Annotated in this window: 10 protein-coding genes; 6 read left to right on the top strand and 4 right to left on the bottom strand. The window is 34.3% G+C overall.

The genetic code is table 11. The features are described from left to right. Positions 1–22 precede the first annotated feature (22 nt). From BTR34_RS06280 to BTR34_RS06290, 3 genes are read right to left on the bottom strand one after another with little or no spacing between them, the layout of a single operon-like run. The gene (locus tag BTR34_RS06280) at positions 23–2,326 is read right to left on the bottom strand and encodes a glycoside hydrolase family 65 protein (protein WP_068485201.1); all 2,304 of its coding nucleotides are present in this window, start codon (positions 2,324–2,326) and stop codon (positions 23–25) included. Positions 2,327–2,376: 50 nt separating this feature from the next. Next, positions 2,377–3,039: a beta-phosphoglucomutase gene (gene pgmB / locus BTR34_RS06285; RefSeq protein ID WP_068485202.1), complete on the bottom strand. Its 663-nt coding sequence runs from the start codon at positions 3,037–3,039 to the stop codon at positions 2,377–2,379. Positions 3,040–3,052: 13 nt separating this feature from the next. Further along, entirely contained in the window at positions 3,053–4,072 is a 1,020-nt protein-coding gene (locus BTR34_RS06290; protein WP_068485203.1) for a LacI family DNA-binding transcriptional regulator, read from the bottom strand. A gap of 322 nt (positions 4,073–4,394) precedes the next feature. Here BTR34_RS06290 and BTR34_RS06295 point away from each other — a divergent pair, with 322 nt between their 5' ends. Continuing rightward, positions 4,395–7,517 carry a SusC/RagA family TonB-linked outer membrane protein gene (locus BTR34_RS06295; protein WP_068485204.1) on the top strand — a complete coding sequence of 1,041 codons (3,123 nt, stop codon included), beginning with the start codon at positions 4,395–4,397 and terminating at the stop codon, positions 7,515–7,517. A gap of 18 nt (positions 7,518–7,535) precedes the next feature. Next, positions 7,536–9,146: a RagB/SusD family nutrient uptake outer membrane protein gene (locus tag BTR34_RS06300; protein WP_068485205.1), complete on the top strand. Its 1,611-nt coding sequence runs from the start codon at positions 7,536–7,538 to the stop codon at positions 9,144–9,146. A gap of 454 nt (positions 9,147–9,600) precedes the next feature. Here BTR34_RS06300 and BTR34_RS06305 read toward each other — a convergent pair whose 3' ends face one another. Then, entirely contained in the window at positions 9,601–11,253 is a 1,653-nt protein-coding gene (locus BTR34_RS06305; RefSeq protein WP_068485206.1) for a solute:sodium symporter family transporter, read from the bottom strand. Between the two features lie 376 nt (positions 11,254–11,629). On the opposite strand from BTR34_RS06305, the gene BTR34_RS06310 reads away from it, so the two are divergent. From BTR34_RS06310 to BTR34_RS06325, 4 genes are read left to right on the top strand one after another with little or no spacing between them, the layout of a single operon-like run. Beyond that, positions 11,630–14,986, top strand: coding sequence for a VCBS repeat-containing protein (locus BTR34_RS06310; RefSeq protein ID WP_068485776.1), 3,357 nt, complete (start codon positions 11,630–11,632; stop codon positions 14,984–14,986). Then, positions 14,976–18,227 carry a VCBS repeat-containing protein gene (locus BTR34_RS06315; protein ID WP_068485207.1) on the top strand — a complete coding sequence of 1,084 codons (3,252 nt, stop codon included), beginning with the start codon at positions 14,976–14,978 and terminating at the stop codon, positions 18,225–18,227. The genes BTR34_RS06310 and BTR34_RS06315 overlap by 11 nt, the downstream gene beginning before the upstream one ends. A gap of 4 nt (positions 18,228–18,231) precedes the next feature. Next, complete coding sequence (locus tag BTR34_RS06320) at positions 18,232–19,560, top strand: vanadium-dependent haloperoxidase (protein WP_068485774.1); 1,329 nt, start codon at positions 18,232–18,234, stop codon at positions 19,558–19,560. A 23-nt stretch (positions 19,561–19,583) separates the two neighbouring features. Next, complete coding sequence (locus BTR34_RS06325; RefSeq protein ID WP_068485208.1) at positions 19,584–20,474, top strand: transcriptional regulator; 891 nt, start codon at positions 19,584–19,586, stop codon at positions 20,472–20,474. Position 20,475: the final 1 nt, after the last annotated feature.

Consider the following 20,475-nt stretch of genomic DNA (forward strand, 5'->3'; position numbering starts at 1 on the left):
TATTTTTAAAATGGCGTATACATTATACCGTTATCAACTTATCAGGGAAAAGTTCTACTTTTTTTCCATTTACCCTAATAGACACTTCTTTAGAACCAATTAATTGAAAGGATACATTCTCTGAGGTAACATGAACTTTTATGATTCTATCTCTAAAGTTTACTTTAAAAGAATAGGCCTTCCATTGATTTGGAATTTGTGGTTTAAATGACAATTTATCATCAACTACACGCATACCCCCAAACCCTTCAACAATACTCATCCAAGTACCAGCCATAGAGGTTATATGCAAACCTTCTTCAACTTCTTTATTATAATCATCTAAATCTAACCTAGATGTTCTTAAATAGAAATTATAAGCCTGTTCCATTCTTCCTAATTTGGCCGCCTGTATACTATGCACACATGGTGACAAAGAAGACTCATGAACGGTAAATGGCTCATAAAAATCAAAATGTTTTTCTAGGTCTTCTAATGAAAAATCTTCCTCAAAAAAGTAAAATCCTTGTAAAACATCAGCTTGCTTAATGTAGGGAGACCTCAAAATTCTGTCCCAACTCCATTTTTGATTAATAGGTCTTTCAGTTTTTGGCAATTCATCTACTCTTACCAAATCCTTATCTAAAAAACCATCTTGTTGTAAGAACACACCATATTTTTTTGAATATGGAAAATACATTTCATCGGCAACATTTTTCCATTTTTCACATTCTCTATCGGTCAGTTTGGTTTTCCCTATTATTCTGTGGTAATCATCTGCGTACCCGCTTTTTACCTTATCTAACTGAGTTAATGTATAATTGATACACCATTTTGCCAAATAGTTAGTATACCAATTATTATGAACATTGTTTTCATACTCATTAGGACCTGTTACTCCCAGCATTACATATTTACCCTTCTCCTCAGAGAAATTTACCCGCTGATGCCAGAATCTAGCTATACCAATTAACACCTCTAACCCCATTTCTGGTATATAGCTATAATCGCCAGTATATCTATAATAATTATGTATTGCAAAAGCAATAGCTCCATTTCTATGAATTTCTTCAAACGTTATTTCCCACTCATTATGGCACTCTTCACCATTCATGGTTACCATAGGATACAATGCCGCACCATTAAAAAAACCTAACTTTTTCGCATTAGCAATTGCTTTTTCTAAATGGTTATAACGGTACTTTAATAATTTACGGGCTACTTTATCATCTTTAGTAGCCATATAAAAAGGAATGCAATATGCTTCCGTATCCCAATAGGTGCTACCTCCATATTTTTCTCCGGTAAAACCTTTAGGACCTATGTTTAATCTGGAATCTGTACCTAAATAAGTTTGGTTCAATTGAAAAATATTAAATCGAATACCTTGTTGCGCTTTTATATCGCCTTCTATAACAATATCGCTCATTTCCCAAATAGAAGCCCAAGATGCTTTTTGTTTTTCTAACAAGCTTTCGAAACCTAGGTCACTAACCTTATCCAAGGTTAAGTTAGCTACCGATGTCAACTCTTTGTTAGGGTGATTCCTTTCTACGGTATACCCTCCAAATTTAGTTAGTACAACCGACTCATTTGCCTTTACATTTTGCTCAAATTTTATGGAAACAAATGATTCTGATCTGTCAGCAGGTTTTGGCGAAACTTCCTTTCCATTATAATGTAAGGATGCCTGCATAAACGTACAGGTTTGAAAATTCGTTTTCATGGTATGTGCCTCAATAAAAGCACGATTATTGGCCGATGTTATATTTGTAATGTTCCAGAATTTATCGTCCCAATTACTATCCTCATTAGTAATTCCACCATCCAAATATGGCTCAAATACAATTTTAGCATCCGTTTTAAGGACCTTAACGTTATATGAAATAGCCCCAACTTCATCTATATCTAAGCTTAAGAAACGCTTTACGATAACATCAATTTCAACATTATTAGATGTTACCGCCTGAAAGCATCTGGTATAAATACCTCCTTTCATGTTCAGTTCACGTCTAAATCCAGACACTTTTTTACAGGTTGCCAAATCTAACGCTACATCATTTATATAGATATTTATACCAATCCAGTTAGGCGCGTTCAATACTTTAGCAAAATACTCTGGATACCCGTTCTTCCACCAACCAACACGCGTTTTATCTGGATAATAAACGCCGGCAATATAACTTCCCTGAAATGTTTCCCCAGTATAGGTTTCTTCAAAATTTGCACGTTGCCCCATGGCCCCGTTACCAATGCTAAAAATACTTTCAGATGATTTTACATTTTCTTGATCGAAACCTTCTTCGATAATGCTCCACTTATCTGCTTTTATATAATCTTGATTCATTATTAATGGTTGAAATGGAATTAAAATAAATGAATTGTAAGGAAATAACCTTATTTATTTTGATTTAAGAGTGATTCTAAAAAACTATCACTCATTTCTGTAAAATCTTTAAAATTAAAAGCAGCTTCACTTAGTATATTTGGATCGCCAATTCCAATACTAAGCATACCAGCCCTATTAGCAGCTTGTATACCTGCTACTGCATCTTCGAAAACCACACATAAACTAGGATCAACTTCCAAATTTTTTGCTGCTATTAAAAATACTTCCGGATCCGGTTTTGCCTTGGTAACATTATTACCATCTACAATACTATCAAAATAAGGCAATAAATTAACTTTCTCTAAAATAGGTTTGGCATTTTTACTTGCAGAACCTAGGGCTATAGGAATATCTCTATCTTTTAAAAACTTAAGTACTCTAATTACATCTGGTAGTATTTCACTAGCATTCATTTGGTCTATATAAGCCAAATAATCTACATTCTTCTCAACCATCCAAGTATTGAACTGTTCTTGAGTAGCTTTAATTTTACCGATATCTAAAAGAATTTCTAAACATCTTTTTCTGCTTACGCCTTTAAAAAGTTCATTTTGCTCTTTTGTAAATTCAAAACCTAATTCATTTGCTAGTTTTCTCCAAGCTAAATAGTGATATTTTGCTGTATCAACAATAACACCGTCCAAATCAAAAATAAATCCCGCTTTTTTCATAATCACAAAAGTATTAATTGATCGTAGAACCACGCTTAATTAAAGTGGCATTTATTACTTCTGTTTTAAAAGGTTCTTCTTCACCTAAAGATTCCATTCTATTAATAAGCATTTGAGCTGCTTGTTCCCCCATTTTTTCTCCATGTTGTGCAACCGTACTTAATTTAGGTACAGAAAACCTTGACAATATTCCATCGGTAAAACCAATTACTGATATATCGTTAGGGACCTTATAACCTAAATCTTGGATAATACTTAAACACTGAATGCCAAATATTTCATTAACACATAAAACAGCATCTACCTTATTATTTTGAAAAAAATTCCTAATTAATGTAGCATTATCATTATCATGTGGTAAGGTTAAAATCAATTTCTCATCTACCTTAATATCATTTTTTCTTAAAGCTTGTAAATATCCCTTTGCCCTACTTTCACTGACGTTAAAAAATTTCTCTGTTGTAACAAGCGCAATTTTTCTTGCACCTGTATTTATAAAATGACTTACGGCTTCATGGGCAATCTCCTGATCATTTAAAATAACCTTGTCGCAATCTATTTCTGAGGTTACCCGGTCAAAAAGAACTATGGGAATTCCTTGATCCAGCAATTCTTTTAAGTGCGAAAATTCATTTTTTAACTGAGTTTCAGCGCTTAAAGAAAGTATAAACCCATCTATACTACCATTGGCCAACATTTCCATATTCACGACCTCTTTTTCAAAAGACTCATCAGAAACACAAACAATTACATTATACCCCTGCTCATTAGCATACTTTTCTATTCCTCTAAATACCGTGGTAAAAAAATGATGAACAATATCTGGAATAATTACCCCTATATTTTTAGTTCGCTTGTTTTTTAGGCTAAGCGCAATATTATTGGGCCGGTAATTATAGAATTTAGCAAAAGCCTTTATTTTGTCTTTTGTATCCTTACTGATTTCTTTACTGTTCTTAAGAGCTTTAGAAACAGTTGATATAGAAACATCTAACTCTTTCGCAATATCCTTAAGTGTGATTTTTGATTTCAAAAAAATATTTTAAAATTTTTAAGATAATGACTTAATTTATTCTAAAAGCTAAAAGCGGCATTAAGTTCTAAAAAAAACTTATAGTTTACCAAATTATATTTTTTAATATCTTTACCCAAATTGTATATTCTCAATAACTTTGTTCAAATTTAAGAATATTATATATTTGGGTGTCCACAATAACTATTCTCGTAATAATAAAAAGTTATTAACACGAAACCGTTTTCGTGAATTTTTAGCTTTCAGTATATTCATATCAATACGTCATTTTACATATTTTTAACAATTGAAATTAAATTAACTCAACTTAAATTAACAATTTATGAAGATTACATTCCTTAAAAGTCTGTTGGTTCTTAGTACATTTTTGTGCTTTGGACTATCACAGGCACAAGAAGTATCTGGAACTGTTTCAGATGCAAGTGGACCTTTACCAGGAGCAAGTGTTCTTGAAAAGGGTACAACAAATGGTACGCAAACTGATTTTGATGGTAATTACACCTTGTCAGTTCAAGACGGTGCGGTACTTATCGTAAGTTATATTGGCTACAAAACGCAAGAAGTAGCTGTAAACGGAAGAACTTCTATAAACTTTTCTTTAGAGGAAGATGCAGAAGCTCTTGAGGAAGTAGTAATCATTGGTTACGGTACAACAACTGTTAAAGATGCAACCGGTTCTGTAACCGCTGTTACTGCTGAAGACTTTAATGGAGGTAACATTGCTTCGCCGGAACAATTAATACAAGGTAAGACTGCAGGGGTCAACATTCAGGAAACTAGTGGTGAGCCTGGTGCGGGAATACAAATCAACATTAGAGGTTCTAACTCGGTACGTGCAAACAACAATCCTTTATTCGTAGTTGATGGTGTTCCATTAGGTAGCGGTAATACATCACCACAAGGCGAAACAGGTTTTGGGCAAAGTGCTGTTAAAAACCCATTGAACTTTATAAACCCAAATGATATTGAAAGCATCAGTATCTTAAAAGATGCATCTGCAACAGCCATTTATGGTTCTCGTGGAGCAAACGGTGTTGTTATCATTACTACGAAAAGTGGTAAAGGAAGTAGCCAAGGAGTATGGGACTTTTCTAGTTCTTTAAGTATTTCTAAAGCTGCTAATACTTTTGACCTTTTAGATGCTTCTGAATTTTTAACTGGAGTTACTGCTGTTGGTGGTAATGCAAGTGCTGTTGATTTCGGAGCTAATACAGATTGGCAACAAGTTGTACTTAGGTCTACTGCTTCTCAAAACCAAAACCTTTCTTATTCTAAAAACTATGGCAGCGGTAACGTAAGAGCAACATTCGGTTACGGAAAACAATTTGGTATCGTTGAAAATTCTGATTTGGAAAGAATTACAGGTAGAATTAATCTTAACCAACGTTTCTTAGATGACAAATTAGTTCTTGGTCTACAAATGTCCGTTGCTAGAATTAACGATTCTCAAGCACCGATTAGTGCACAAGCAGGTGCATCAGGTGATGTTTTAGGTGGTGCCTATGCTGCAAACCCTACTTGGCCTTCTAATTCTAGTTTCAATGCTGGTGGATTAAATGTGAATCCCCAAAATGCACTTGACAACACACAAAACATTACCAATACTGATAGATATTTATTAAACGGTTCTATACAGTATAACTTTACTTCTGAACTTTCGGCAAAATTAAATGCAGGTTTAGATGTCGCTGAAGCAACTAATACTTCTGTTATCTCAAGAGATATTATAAACCTTAACGGTGTTACGGATATCGGTCGTGGTAACTACGGAGTGTTAAAAAGAGACAACAAAACTTTTGAAGCAACTGTTAACTATAATACAGAATTTGAAAACTCTAGTTTAGAAGCTTTAGTTGGTTTTGGTTACCAAGATTTCCAGACTTACGGATTTAATGCTGGTGGTAGAGGTTATACAACTAGTGATTTAAATGCAATGGGTAGAGATTTAAGAAGTGCTGTAAGTGATTTACAGAATTCTGTTTCAGGCTCATACCAACAAGCTTATTATGCACCTAACACCAACGGAGTTTTAATAAATAGATTGTTACCGACCGTTGTTGCACAACAGGAGCTAGGAAGAACTCTTGACAGTCCTGTAACTTCTGTGTTTACCAATTCATTTGACAATACGGATGAGTTACAATCTTTCTTTACTAGATTGAATTATACTTTGAACGACAAATACTTGTTTACCGCAACTATGAGAGCTGATGGTTCTTCTAGATTCGGACCTGAAAACCAATACGGTTACTTCCCTTCTGGTGCGTTTGCATGGAAGATGAACGAAGAGGATTTTGTTGGAGAAAACGTATCTACGCTAAAATTACGTTTAAGCGCAGGTATCACTGGTAACCAAGATGGTCTAGGTTATGGTAACTTTGTTGCAAGACAACGCTTTTCTGATTTAACTGTTCAGCAAAACCTTGACATTAACGCAAATGGTACTGCAATTGTCGCAACTGACAGACCTGACTTAAAATGGGAGTCATCTTTCAACTTAAATGCAGGTTTCGATTTTGGATTCAACAATGATCGTTTAAGTGGTAGTATTGATGTTTATAGAACTGAAACAACCGACGTTCTTTTACAAACTCCACCTGCCGCACCTGCTGTAGACCCTTTCCAATTCCAAAATGTAGACGCAAGTATCATCAACCAAGGTGTTGAATTTGCATTGGGCTACGATTTTGTAAGAACGGATGACGCTACCTTCTCTGCAGATTTCAATATTGCCTATAACAATAACGAAGTTCAAAATTTTGATGGTTTAATTGATACTGGTGCTGTAAACGGTCCAGGTTTAACAGGTGCATTTTCGCAACGTTTTGCTTCTGGACAATCATTATATTCTTACTACTTACCAATTTTTACCGGTTTTGATAGTGCTGGTTCGCCAACATATCAAGATGTTGACGGAAATGGTGTAGGAGATCCTTTTGCTGACAAAACGTTTGTTGGTGAAGATGCTTTGCCCGATATTACAACTGGTTTAAGTTTAAACTTGAAAGTTAAGGATTTTGATGCATCTGTATTCTTTCAAGGTCAATTTGGTTTCTCGGTATATAACAATACTGAAAATGCCTATTTCACTGCAGGAGCCCTTTCTAACTCTAGAAACGTAACACAGAACGTACTTACTAGTGGAGAAGATCCTGGTGCTTCGGCAGATGCTTCTACTCGTTTCTTAGAAAAAGGAGATTTCGTACGTTTTCAAAATGCAAGCATTGGTTATAATGTTCCATTATCAGGTGAAGGAGCATTTAGCTCTCTACGACTATCATTAACAGGTCAAAACCTATTCTTGATTACAGATTACAGTGGTTTAGACCCAGAAGTTACTGCTAATACAGGTGATTTAGGTTCAGGTGTACCATCTAGAGGTATAGATTATGGCTCTTATCCAAGACCAAGAACTTTTACTTTTGGTATTAACGCATCATTTTAATTAAAAAAATTGTATATCATGAAAAATAATTTTAAAATCTTAACGCTTTCTATTCTATCGTTGGTAGGGGTTACTTCCTGTACCGACTTAGAAATAGAAGAAACAGATTCAATCATTTCTGAAGGGTTTCAAGGATTAGCTGACCCTTCATCAACCGTAACAAATCTGTATGGTACTCTAGCAGGACAATATGCCGTACAAGAAGATTATTTCGCTCTTCAAGAGGTAACCTCAGATGAACATTTAATACCTACCCGTGGTGGTGACTGGGGCGATAATGGACTTTGGAGAGTAATGCACACTCATGACTGGGATGGCCAACATACGTTCATCGTAAATCTTTTCCAAAAATGGAATTCTTACCAATTACAAGCATCTCAGGTTCTAGACTCAAGAAGTAACCCCTCAGCAACTAATATTGGTGATGCAAGCTTCCTGAGAGCTTATAGTATGTGGGTAATATTAGACAACTTTGGACAAGTCCCTTTTAGAGATACTTCTTTACCATCATCAAGTATTCCAGAAGTACTAACTGGTCAAGTAGCTTTAGATTTTATACTTGCTGACTTGGAAACTGCCATTACCAATGCACCGGCAACAGTAGCTTTAAGTGGAGATGCAAACGGTAGAGCCAGCAAAGCTGCAGCCAGATATTTAAAGGCTAAAGTTCTTTTGAACAAGCATATCTATGTTGGAGGTACTCCTGATTCAGGCGATATGGCTGAAGTAATTTCTTTAGTTGATGCAATTACTGCTGACGGTTATGCTTTACAAGATGGTTATTTTGACCTTTTCTTACCAGACGCGGATACTGAGACTATCTGGTCTTTAGAAGCGAATACGATAAATAAAGTAGTAATGGGACTTCACTACAACAACACCAGCATACAAGGTGGTGGTTGGAACGGTTTTAGTACGCTTGCTGAGTTTTATGACCTATTCGAAGGTGATTCTGAATTTAACGAATTAGATGCTTCTCAAAATCCTGCAAATGGTCAAGAAGAACGTAGAGGTGGTGTACCAACTATTGGCGTTCCTTTTGCAAATCAACCTTATGCTGCTGAAAAAGATGGTTATGTTAATGGTTCTAATGTTGGTTATGGTTTTCTTATCAACCAACAGTACGCCTTGGATGGAACACCATTAGAAGATAGACAAGGTGCTCCTCTTACTTTTAAAAGAGAATTTAAAGATGGTTCTGGAGCTGTTAATTTCATCAATAATGATGAAACTACTGGTATTCGTATTCAAAAATATGCTGCTAGAAATGGTGATGCCTCAATTAGTCACCAAATCGTTTTCAGATATGCAGATGCACATTTAATGAAAGCTGAAGCTATTTTTAGAAGCGGTGGTGACCCAACAGCTATGATTAACGACCTAAGAACAATTCGTAACACACAAGAGTTGTTAGGAACAGTTTCTGAGCAAGATATTTTAGATGAAAGAGGTAGAGAATTATACCAAGAAGCTTGGAGACGTAACGATTTAATTCGTTTCGGTCAATTTGGTAGAGATTGGTTATTTAAAGCGGAAGGAACTATAAACAACGACGATTACAATGTGTTCCCTATTCCACCAGCACAATTACTTGCAAATCCTAATTTGGTGCAAAACCCAGGATACTAAGTACAAATAATTTTAAGTTTAAGTTAAAAAGGCCTCCAATAAAATTGGAGGCCTTTTCGCTTATATACCCCGCACCTAAACTATTCACGCTCAATAATATAAACAATATAACAAGATTGTTACTGCCTTTATCTATATACCCATCCAAATCCAATAATTAGAAGGATTTTTTATACAATCCTAAATTTTAGTAACAATACATCTAAAACATGCTTTTCTTAAAACAAAACCATGCCCCATTTTCTACATAAAACATATCTAATAATATCTAAATCTTTCGTATTATCACTCTGTACTGTGGTATTACAAATATTTGACATTAAGCAATAAAAATTACCATCCTAACTAATAATCAAGTATGCACAAAACAAATCTCCCTCAAATTACTTACTGTAATCCGAGGGAGTTACTTATATTTTAAAACTACACTACAAAGCTAATTTCATCAGCTTTTCTACCTAGCAAAATATACATAGATACCGATTACAATACAACATATTGCAATACCTACTTGGTTTACATACTTGTATGGAGTAATTGACACCTGGTCAGTATACTCAAGAACAAAAGGTTCTTTACGAGGTTTTAGTGCTCCAATAACAAGCATAATAATAATATTCGTAACAAATAATATGGCCATAATATGTAAAAAATGAGGATACGCTTCAGCCTCAATTAATTTAAGTTGTGCTGGATCCGTAATTCCCGATGTACTTGCATTTTCTAACGCCTCATCAATAAACTTTCCCTTTAGCCAAAACTGGCTAATAATATATAAAGCCGAACCAGATATAATTCCAATTTTGGCAGCAATTGCAGGTACTCTTTTCGTTAAATAGCCTACTACTATAATGGTAAAGATTGGAATACTGTAAATACCATTAATTTCCTGTAAGTAGTTAAACAAACTACCTGCATTAGCAATTAATGGGGCTATGAACATCGCCGCCAAGGCAAGACAAATTCCAAAAATTTTACCATATTTAACCACTGTAGTTTCTGGCGCATCTGGATTAATATGTTGTTTATAAATATCAATACCAAACAAGGTTACAGAACTGTTCAAGACACTATTAAAAGAACTTAAAATTGCTCCGAACAATACTGCCGCAAAAAAACCTACTAATGGCTTTGGTAATACCGCTCTTACTAATTCCGGATACGCTAAATCGCTAGACGCTAAACCTCCATCGAAATAATTGTAAGCGATCATACCTGGCAACACCAAGATTAATGGACCTAGTATTTTTAAGAAAGAAGCTAACAACAATCCTTTTTGACCCTCTGCTAAATTCTTTGCCCCTAAAGCTCTTTGAATTATTTGTTGATTGGTTCCCCAGTAAAATAACTGCACTAACATCATTCCGGTAAAAATAGTTGAAAATGGAACCTCTTGCCCTGTATTTCCAGTAGAATCAAAACGTTCTGGATTTGTACTTACCAAAATATCCAAGCCTTCAAAAACACTTCCGTCACCAATTGCCATCAATCCGAATATCGGAATAAGCAATCCTCCTATCAACAATCCAACGGCATTTATAGAATCTGAAACCGCAACCGCCTTCAAACCTCCGAAAACGGCATATACAGATCCAATAAGACCTATACCCCAAATACAAATTACCAATGCCGTACTATCAGAAACGCCTAATAATGTAGGCACATCAAACATTCCACTAATTGCAACGGATCCAGAATACAGAATTACCGGCAGTAATACTACTACATAACCTGTAAGGAATAAGCCCGAAGTAATAGTTTTTGTAGTTACATCAAATCTTTTTGCCAAAAACTGAGGTATTGTGGTCAGGCCTCCTTTTAAATATTTTGGAAGTAAAAATATTGCAGTAACAACAATAGCTATTGCTGCCAAAGTTTCCCAAGCCATGACAGACAAACCGTCTGTATATGCACTACCGTTTAAACCCACAATTTGCTCTGTAGACAAATTAGTTAACAACAATGACCCGGCAATAACTCCCGCTGTTAAACTCCTTCCCCCTAAAAAATACCCATCTGAAGTTTGCTCATTGGTACTTCTTGTTGCGAAATATGAAATTATTGCTACTAAGGCTGTAAAGCCTAAAAAAGATAAAATCCCTATCATTTGGTCTGTTGTTTGTTATTTAGTCAAGGTTAAATATATTGGATTATTTTCATTACTTCTAAATTCAACACATGAAAAACTAATAATTCATTTTTTATAACATCGTCTACAACGATTTCGGTAAATATTAACACTGACTTTTAATTATATACGCTAACAAATAGTAGGTATTTGGCTATCTTGCAGGTAAATTTTTAGATGCTCATTTATGAATGATTCATTCTTTTTAGCATTATTAAAATAAATAAAGCAGAGTACTAATTTATTGTAATCTACAAATATCTTTTATACTAAAAATTACCAGAAAATTTCCTTTTATCTATGTACAATATCTTAATTCATAATGTTTTGGAAATACTATCATAAAATTTTAAGAATGAAATCAATTTTGCCTAAGCTATTCTTACTTAGCTTTCTTTTCACACTTTTTTACTCCTGTAGCTCTGAAAATGATTCTAATAAATCAATTAAAGAATTAAAACCCACACTTTTTTCTTTATTACCTTCGGAGAAAACTGGCATTTCATTTATAAACAAGGTGCAAAACTCCAAAGAGTTTAACATATTTAAATACCGAAATTTTTATAATGGTGGCGGCGTAGCAATTGGAGACATAAATAATGATGGTCTTTCTGACATATTTCTTACAGGAAATATGGAGCCTAATAAACTCTACCTAAACAAAGGTGATTTCAAATTTGAAGACATTTCTGAAACTGCAGGAATTTCCGGAAACAAACCTTGGTCTACAGGGGTAGTCATGGCCGACATAAATAATGACGGTTTACTAGATATTTATGTTAGTAATGCTGGTAATATGGAAGGCAACAACCATGATAATGACCTTTACATAAATAAAGGTGATGGTACGTTTACGGAAAAAGCGCATGAATATAATTTAGCAGAAACTGGGTTTTCAACACACGCCTCTTTCTTTGACTATGATAAAGATGGCGATTTAGACGCCTATATTTTAAACAATAGCAATATTCCTGTAAGTAGTCTTGGCTATGCAGAACAACGAGAAGTAAGAGCTCAAGATTGGGAAGGTGTGCCAAAAATTTTTAGAGGAGTTGGCGACATGCTACTTAGAAATGATAATGGAAAGTTTGTAGACGTAAGTGAAAAAGCAGGAATTTATGGCAGCCTTATTGGTTTTGGACTAGGAGTAATGGTTATTGACATAAACAACGACCTTTATCCGGATATTTATGTTTCTAACGATTTTTACGAACGCGATTATTTATACATCAACAACCAAGATGGTACGTTTACCGAAGAGGTGCAAAAATGGACCAATCATCTTAGCCTTTCTGCTATGGGTGTTGATATGGCTGATATTAACAATGACGGACTAACAGATATTTTTATTACCGACATGCTACCAGAGCCAGACCAGCGTGTAAAATCAGTTATGGAATTTGAAGGCTACAATGTTTTCAAACTAAAACAAAGCAAAGACTTTCATCAACAGTATATCCAAAACACTTTACAATTAAATAATGGGAATGGTTCATTTTCAGAAGTGGCGTATTACAGCGGTATTGAAGCAACAGATTGGAGTTGGTCTGGGTTGTTATTTGACATGGATAACGATGGCCTAAAAGATATTTACGTTACAAACGGTATTAATCACGATTTAACCGATTTAGATTTTGTAGATTTTTTTGCAAATGAAATCATCCAAAAAATGGCATTGACAGGTAGGAAAGAGTCCATTGATTCTATTATAAATAAAATGCCTGTTACACCTTTGCCAAATTATGCATACAGAAACAATGGTGACATTACCTTTAGTAATTACAACAAACAATGGGGATTCGAAATCCCTAGCCGTTCTAATGGCTCCGCATATGGTGATTTAGATAATGATGGTGATTTAGACCTTGTAGTTAACAATGTTAACATGGAAACTTTTATTTACAGAAACAATTCAGAATCCCAATCGACAAATAATTTCATAAAACTGAATTTCAAAGGATCCGATGGTAATAAATTTGGCGTTGGAACTATTGCTCGTTTATACTACCCAAACAATGTTATTGACCAAACTTTAATGCCGTCGAGAGGTTTTCAATCTTCTGTAGATTACCCTATGACCATTGGTCTTGGCGCCACAAAAGAATTGGATTCTATTAGAATTATATGGCCAAATGATGCAACTGTAAAGCTTACAAATGTAAAGGCGAATCAATCAATAACATTTGTTCAAGATGATGCGAAAGAAATTTTTAAACCTATAAAACAAAATAACCCAACTCTATTAAAACAAATAGAAAATAATACTTTGTTGATACATGAAGAAAACAACTACATGGATTTTGACAATGAAGGATTAATTTCTAGATCCTTAGCAGAAGAGGGTCCTGGATTAACCGTAGGTGATGTTAATGGTGACGGTAATGATGATATTTTCATTGGTGGCGGGAAAGACCAATCAGGTGCCCTGTATTTACATACAGGAAATGGCTCACTGTCGAAACCTATTGTTAAATATTTTGAAACCGAATCATCTTTAGAAGATACTGCCGCAGCATTTTTTGACTCTGATAATGATGGAGACTTAGATTTAATGGTTGGTACTGGAGGTAATGAACTAGGTATGCAAGGCACCTATGGAATTCGTTTATATCTAAATGATGGGAATGGTAATTTTACAATAAGCAGTAATAAACTGCCGACGACGAATAAAAATGTAGCTGTTATTGCCCCTTCAGATTTTGACGATGATGGAGATATAGATGTTTTTATAGGTTCCAGAAGTGTTGTTAGCACGTATGGCATTAATCCAGATCATTTATTTCTATTAAATAATGGAAACGGTACTTTTACAGATGTTTCCGAACGCGCTGCCTACGATTTAAAAGATGCAGGCATGGTTACTGATGCTAAATGGTTAGATATGGATGGTGACGGTAAAAAAGATTTGGTAACGGTTTCCGATTGGGGAAGCCCCAAAATCTACAAGAACTCTGGCAGAAGATTAAGTTACAATAAAACTTCACTTGACAGCCTAAATGGATGGTGGGGAGCTGTTGCAGGTTACGACTTGGATAATGATGGCGACCAAGATTTGATCTTAGGCAATATGGGCAGCAATCTTCATTACAAACCTAAACCGGGCAAACCTATGAAAATGTGGGTAAATGATTTTGACAATGATGGTACCATAGAGCAAATTACGACCCAAAATTATGATGGTGGAGATTATCCTCTACACCAAAAGAAAGAGCTTACATCACAGATATTAGCCCTGAAAAAGAAAAACATCAAAGCATCAGATTATGCCAAGAGAACTATTCATGAACTTTTTCCAAAAAATGTATTAGATAATACCATTCTAAAACTATCCAGTATTTCTGAATCTGTTATTGCAATAAATGACGGTAATGGGAATTTTACTATAAAGATATTACCACCTCAAGTACAATTTTCCTGTATTTGTGGTATTCAATGTTTAGATATCAATAAAGATGGAAATTTAGACCTAGTAATGGCAGGTAATAATTTCGAATTTAAACCACAATACTCTAGGCTGGATGCTAATTATGGAAATGTTTTATTAGGTGACGGCAAACTTGGTTTTGAATGGCAAAATTATGCGGATAGTGGATTCTTTATACGAAATGAAGTAAAACATATTCAAGTTCTGAAAGATAAAAATGGAAAACAATTTATAATTACTGCAATCAATAATGAAAGTCCAAAACTTTATAAATTAAATGAAAAATAGCATTTTATTTTTAAGCTTATTGATTTTTTGCATTGGTTGTGAGCAAAATTCTGGCGAGCTATTTATTCAACGTTCTTCGAGTGAAACAGGAATAACTTTTGAAAACACCCTTACCCCGACTAAAGACCTTAGTATTTTAGATTACCTCTATTTTTATAATGGTGGTGGTGTTGCTATTGGTGATATAAATAACGACAGCCTGCCAGATATTTATTTAACGGGCAATCAAGTAAAAAACAAATTGTACCTCAATAAAGGAAATCTGAAATTTGAAGATATAACTGCAACTGCAGGTGTTGAAGGTAATAGCTCATGGAATACCGGGACAATTATGGGTGATGTAAATGGTGACGGACTTCTGGATATCTACGTTTGCGCAGTAGTTGGTCTAAACGGGTTTAACGGTCATAATGAGCTTTTTATAAATCAAGGAGATACTACATTTAAAGAAAGTGCATCTGACTATGGCCTTGATTTTGAATCGTATAGTTCATCGGCCGCCTTCTTGGATTATGATTTGGATGGTGACCTTGATATTTATTTATTAAATCATGCAGTGCATACTCAAGATTCTTACGGTAATGCAAACGTGCGTTTTAAGAGAAATTACGAAACAGGCGACAAATTATTACGGAATGATAATGGTCGTTTTGTAGATGTTAGTGAAGAAGCAGGTATCTATGGAGGTACTAACGGCTATGGCTTAGGTATTGCTGTTTCTGATTTTAACCAAGATGGTTATCCCGATTTATATATTGGCAATGATTTTCACGAAGATGATTACTACTATTTAAATAATGGCGACGGCACTTTTAAAGAAAGTTTAAAACAATATTTTGGTCATACCTCTAGATTTTCAATGGGTAGTGATGTAGCAGATATAAACCATGATGGCTTGCCCGATTTAATTTCTTTAGATATGTTGGCACAAGATGAAATCGTCTTAAAAACATCTGAAGGGGATGATGATATTCAAATTCAAAAACTCAAAACCCAAACTTTTGGTTATCATAATCAATATACTAGAAATATGCTTTTTATAAATCAACCAGATGGTACTTTCCTAGAAACTGCACTCATTAGTGGTGTAGCGGCTACCGACTGGAGTTGGAGCGCCCTTTTTGGAGATTACGACCAAGATGGTGAACAAGATATATACATTAGTAATGGTATCCCAAAAAGACCAAACGACCTCGATTACATTAATTACATTTCAAACGAGAATATTAGACAAAAAATAAACAATACTAACCTTGTAGACCAAAAGGCACTGGAATTGATGCCATCTGGTTTCATAGGAAATATGATATTTAAAGGTTCATCAAATCTTAAATTTATAGATGAATCTAAAACATGGATTGCTCAAGATACAATTATCTCTGGCGCAACAGCTTATGGAGATTTAGATAATGACGGCGATTTAGATTTGGTAACCAACAACCTGTATAGTGCGGCGTTAATTCAAGAAAACACAACTAATAATAAAAACAGTTGGTTAAAAATTAAATTAAACTATACTGACCAAAACAGACAAGGAATAGGTACCAAAATATTTTCATATTCTAATGGCACAAAACAATTTAAAGAAATGTATACCGTACGTGGATTTCAAGCCTCTTCTGAACCTATAATTCATTTTGGTTATAATGATCTTAATACAGTCGATTCTTTACTCATTATTTGGCCAAATAAAAGTGCTCAAACAATTAAACATATTACAACCAACCAAACACTAAATATTAAGCCAGAAAACACCAGGCCATTTGTTTACCAATCCTTACATCCAAAAACAAAGTCAATTTTTGAGAAAACAATTAATAATCTAGGTATAAACTATATACATATTGAAGATACCTACAGCGACTATTTACGTCAAAAGTTAATTCCGTACCAAATGTCCGATAGAGGTCCTGCAGTAAGTGTTGGGGATTTAAATGAAGACGGTAAAGAAGACGTATTTTTTGGTGGTTCTAAGTACTTTCCTTCCCAAATTTATATACAGGGCGATTCTACTTTTCACCTAAGAATATTTCCTGAAGTTAAAAACGATAGTATAAAAGAAGATATAACATCGCTTATTGGCGACTTTACTAATGATGGAAAAAACGATTTGATTATAGGCACTGGTGGGGCTGATTTTTTCAATAAAATGAACCCACTTACGGATAGTTATTACACAGCAAATGATAGCACTTTTGGCAAAAAAGAATTTCCAGAGTTTTATGAAAACGCATCATTGCTACTAAAACTAGACTATGACAAGGATAACGACTTAGATGTTTTAGTTTGCAATCAATCTATAAGTGCAGATTACGGCAAAAAACCAAATAGCTATTTATTAGAAAATACCAATGGCAACTTTACTGTAGCTGCTAGTCCCTTTAAAGAATTAGGAATGGTTACAGATGCTGTCGTGACAGATTTTAACAATGATGGTTGGGAAGATATTTTGTTTGTAGGTGAGTGGATGTCACCCCGTTTCTTTCAAAACAAAAAAGGTAAATTTTCTGAAACATTCCCCTTAACAAATAAAAAAATCAATGGATTATGGCAAACTGTTTCCAGTTTTGATATTGATGGTGATGGCGACCAAGATTATTTGTTAGGCAATTGGGGTATGAACACAAAATTTACTGCATCACCAGATCATCCAATGTTGATGTATTATGGTGACCTGGATAAAAATGGGGATACCGAAACAATCGTTAGTACATATAAAAATGGTAAAAATTATCCAATAGATGGCTTAAAAGAACTATCAAGTCAATTAGTTTTCCTTCGTAAAAAGTTCAACAATTACACCTCATTTGCTGGAAAATCTATTGAGGAAATATTGAATCCAGAAATTTTGTCCAATGCTGAAATTCAAAAAGTACATACATTAAGTTCTGGGTACTTACGCAATGACAATGGCAAATTTACTTTTGTAGCTTTTGATTTAGATTTACAGCTAGCTCCCATTATGTCTTTTTTAGAATACGATTTTGATGGTGATGACAAGACAGAAATATTAGCAGCTGGTAATTATTTTGGTGTTAAGCCATATCATGGTCGTTTCGATTCTTTTCCTGGGGCTTTGATAAATGATGCTAACAATATTATCTTAGCCAACAAAATTGGATTGAAATTAATGGGGAAATCAATTAGAAAGATGAATATAATCCATTCAAACAATGAAAATTACTTATTGCTTACTTTTAATAACGAAGCAGCAGAAGTTTATAAAATACGTGAAAGATAAAACTATGAAAAGGTATATTACACTTTTAATGATCAGTCTTTTTCTTGTTAGTTGCACCAAGAAAGAAGAGCCTATTCAAATATCGCCCGATGAATTACATAACTCAATAGATCATGTTATAGAGATAATGATTCATGATATTTTTTCCCCACCGGTAGCTAGTAGAATATTTGCTTATCCAAATATTGCCGCCTATGAGATCATAGCACAAACAAACCCCGATTACCAATCGCTTGCTGGTCAATTGACCGATTTGAAACCGATTCCCGAAATAGATACTATTTCTGGTATTAACCCCCAATTATCGGCTTTAATCGCGCATATGAATATTAGTCGTCAACTTATCTTCTCTGAAGATAAATTTGATGTTTTACAAGACAGCCTATTCAATAAATGGAGAAAGATCAACGAAACGGAATTTGAAGTTTCTAAAACCTACGGATTAAAAGTTGCCGAACATATTAAAGAATGGATGAGCAAGGACAATTACAGCCAAACACGGACGATGCCTAAGTTTACTGTAGATACAGATGATGCTTCTAGATGGCAACCTACACCTCCTGCATATATGGATGGCATTGAACCTCATTGGAGTAAAATACGCCCTTTTGTTTTAGATTCAGCAGCGCAATTTAAACCAGTACCACCACCTGTATTTTCCATGGAAAAAGACTCCGACTTTTACAAAGAGTTACTTGAGGTTTATGAAGTTAGTAATAAAATTACTGCAGAGGGAGATGAATCCGATGAAGTAGCAATGGCTAAATTTTGGGACTGTAACCCATACGTTTCGGTTACTAGGGGTCACTTAATGTTTGCAACTAAAAAAATAACTCCGGGTGCACATTGGATTGGAATCACAAAAATAGCATGTAAAAAAACAGATAGTGATTTCGATGATACTGTTTTTGCATATACCAAAACTTCATTAGCAATTGCAGATGGTTTTATTAGTTGTTGGGACGAAAAATATAGAAGTAATTTAATAAGACCTGAAACACTTATTAACCAACATATAGACGAGAACTGGAAACCAATTTTACAAACCCCTCCATTTCCTGAATACACAAGCGGCCACAGCGTAGTTTCAGGAGCTGCAGCAACAGCTTTAACAAATATTTTTGGTGAAAATTTCAACTTTGCAGATGACACTGAAATACCATATGGATTACCTATAAGAAATTTTAACTCTTTTAATGAGGCTGCGGACGAAGCTGCCATGAGCAGAATGTATGGTGGTATACATTATAGAGCAGCAATAGAGGTTGGCGTTAGTCAAGGTAGAAATATTGGAGCACTTTTAAACTCTAAAATTAAAATGAAAATTAATTAGATTATTACACCCAACTTAATAGAATGAAAAGAGGTTTTATTATTGTAATAACTGTTGTTTCTATTGGACTAATTTGGTATTTTTTAATAAAACCACAGGACTACCAAGTAAGAGTGATAGCAAAGACCAATATTGGAGTTATCAACCAAACTTTAAAAGCATGGAATCAATCACTAACAAATGCTACTATTCAACAAATAGATAATCTAGAGAATTTAAAACAAACTATACACTTAACAGATTCAACGCATATTTATAATTGGAGAATTTCATCGATTACAGATTCAACATCACAATTAATCGTAGATGTAAAAGATCCAGACCATAGTTTTCAAAACAAATTTTTTATTCCATTTACAGATACAAATTTTGAAAAGAAAGCCAGAAAAACGGTCATAGATTTTATTGAAAACTTAAATGACCATCTTAAAGATTTTAAAGTAAATTTTATTGGTGAAGAAAAATTACCTGCCACTTATTGTGCTTGTGTAACTCATAAGACAGTACAAAGTAAAAAAGCGTTTGCAATGATGGAGAGCTATCCATTTTTAAATTCTGTAATAACTAACAATAGCATACAATTAAATGGAGTCCCCTTTATCGAAACATCTCACTGGAATATGCAAAATGATAGTATTGCCTTTAACTTTTGCTACCCAATTATTAAAACAGATTCCCTTCCGATCATAAAAAACCTTATCTATAAGGACTTTACTGGTCGTAGATCTTTAAAGGCAATTTACAATGGCAATTATATGACTTCGGACAGAGCTTGGTATACACTTTTAAATTATGCTAAAAAAAATAATATAGAAGTAGACAAAAAACCTATTGAGTTCTTTTTTAACAACCCTAATATGGGTGGTGATGCCTTGCGCTGGAATGCGGAAATATTCATGCCAATAATAGAATAAT

This window comes from Maribacter hydrothermalis (genome assembly GCF_001913155.1).
Lineage (GTDB): Bacteria > Bacteroidota > Bacteroidia > Flavobacteriales > Flavobacteriaceae > Maribacter > Maribacter hydrothermalis.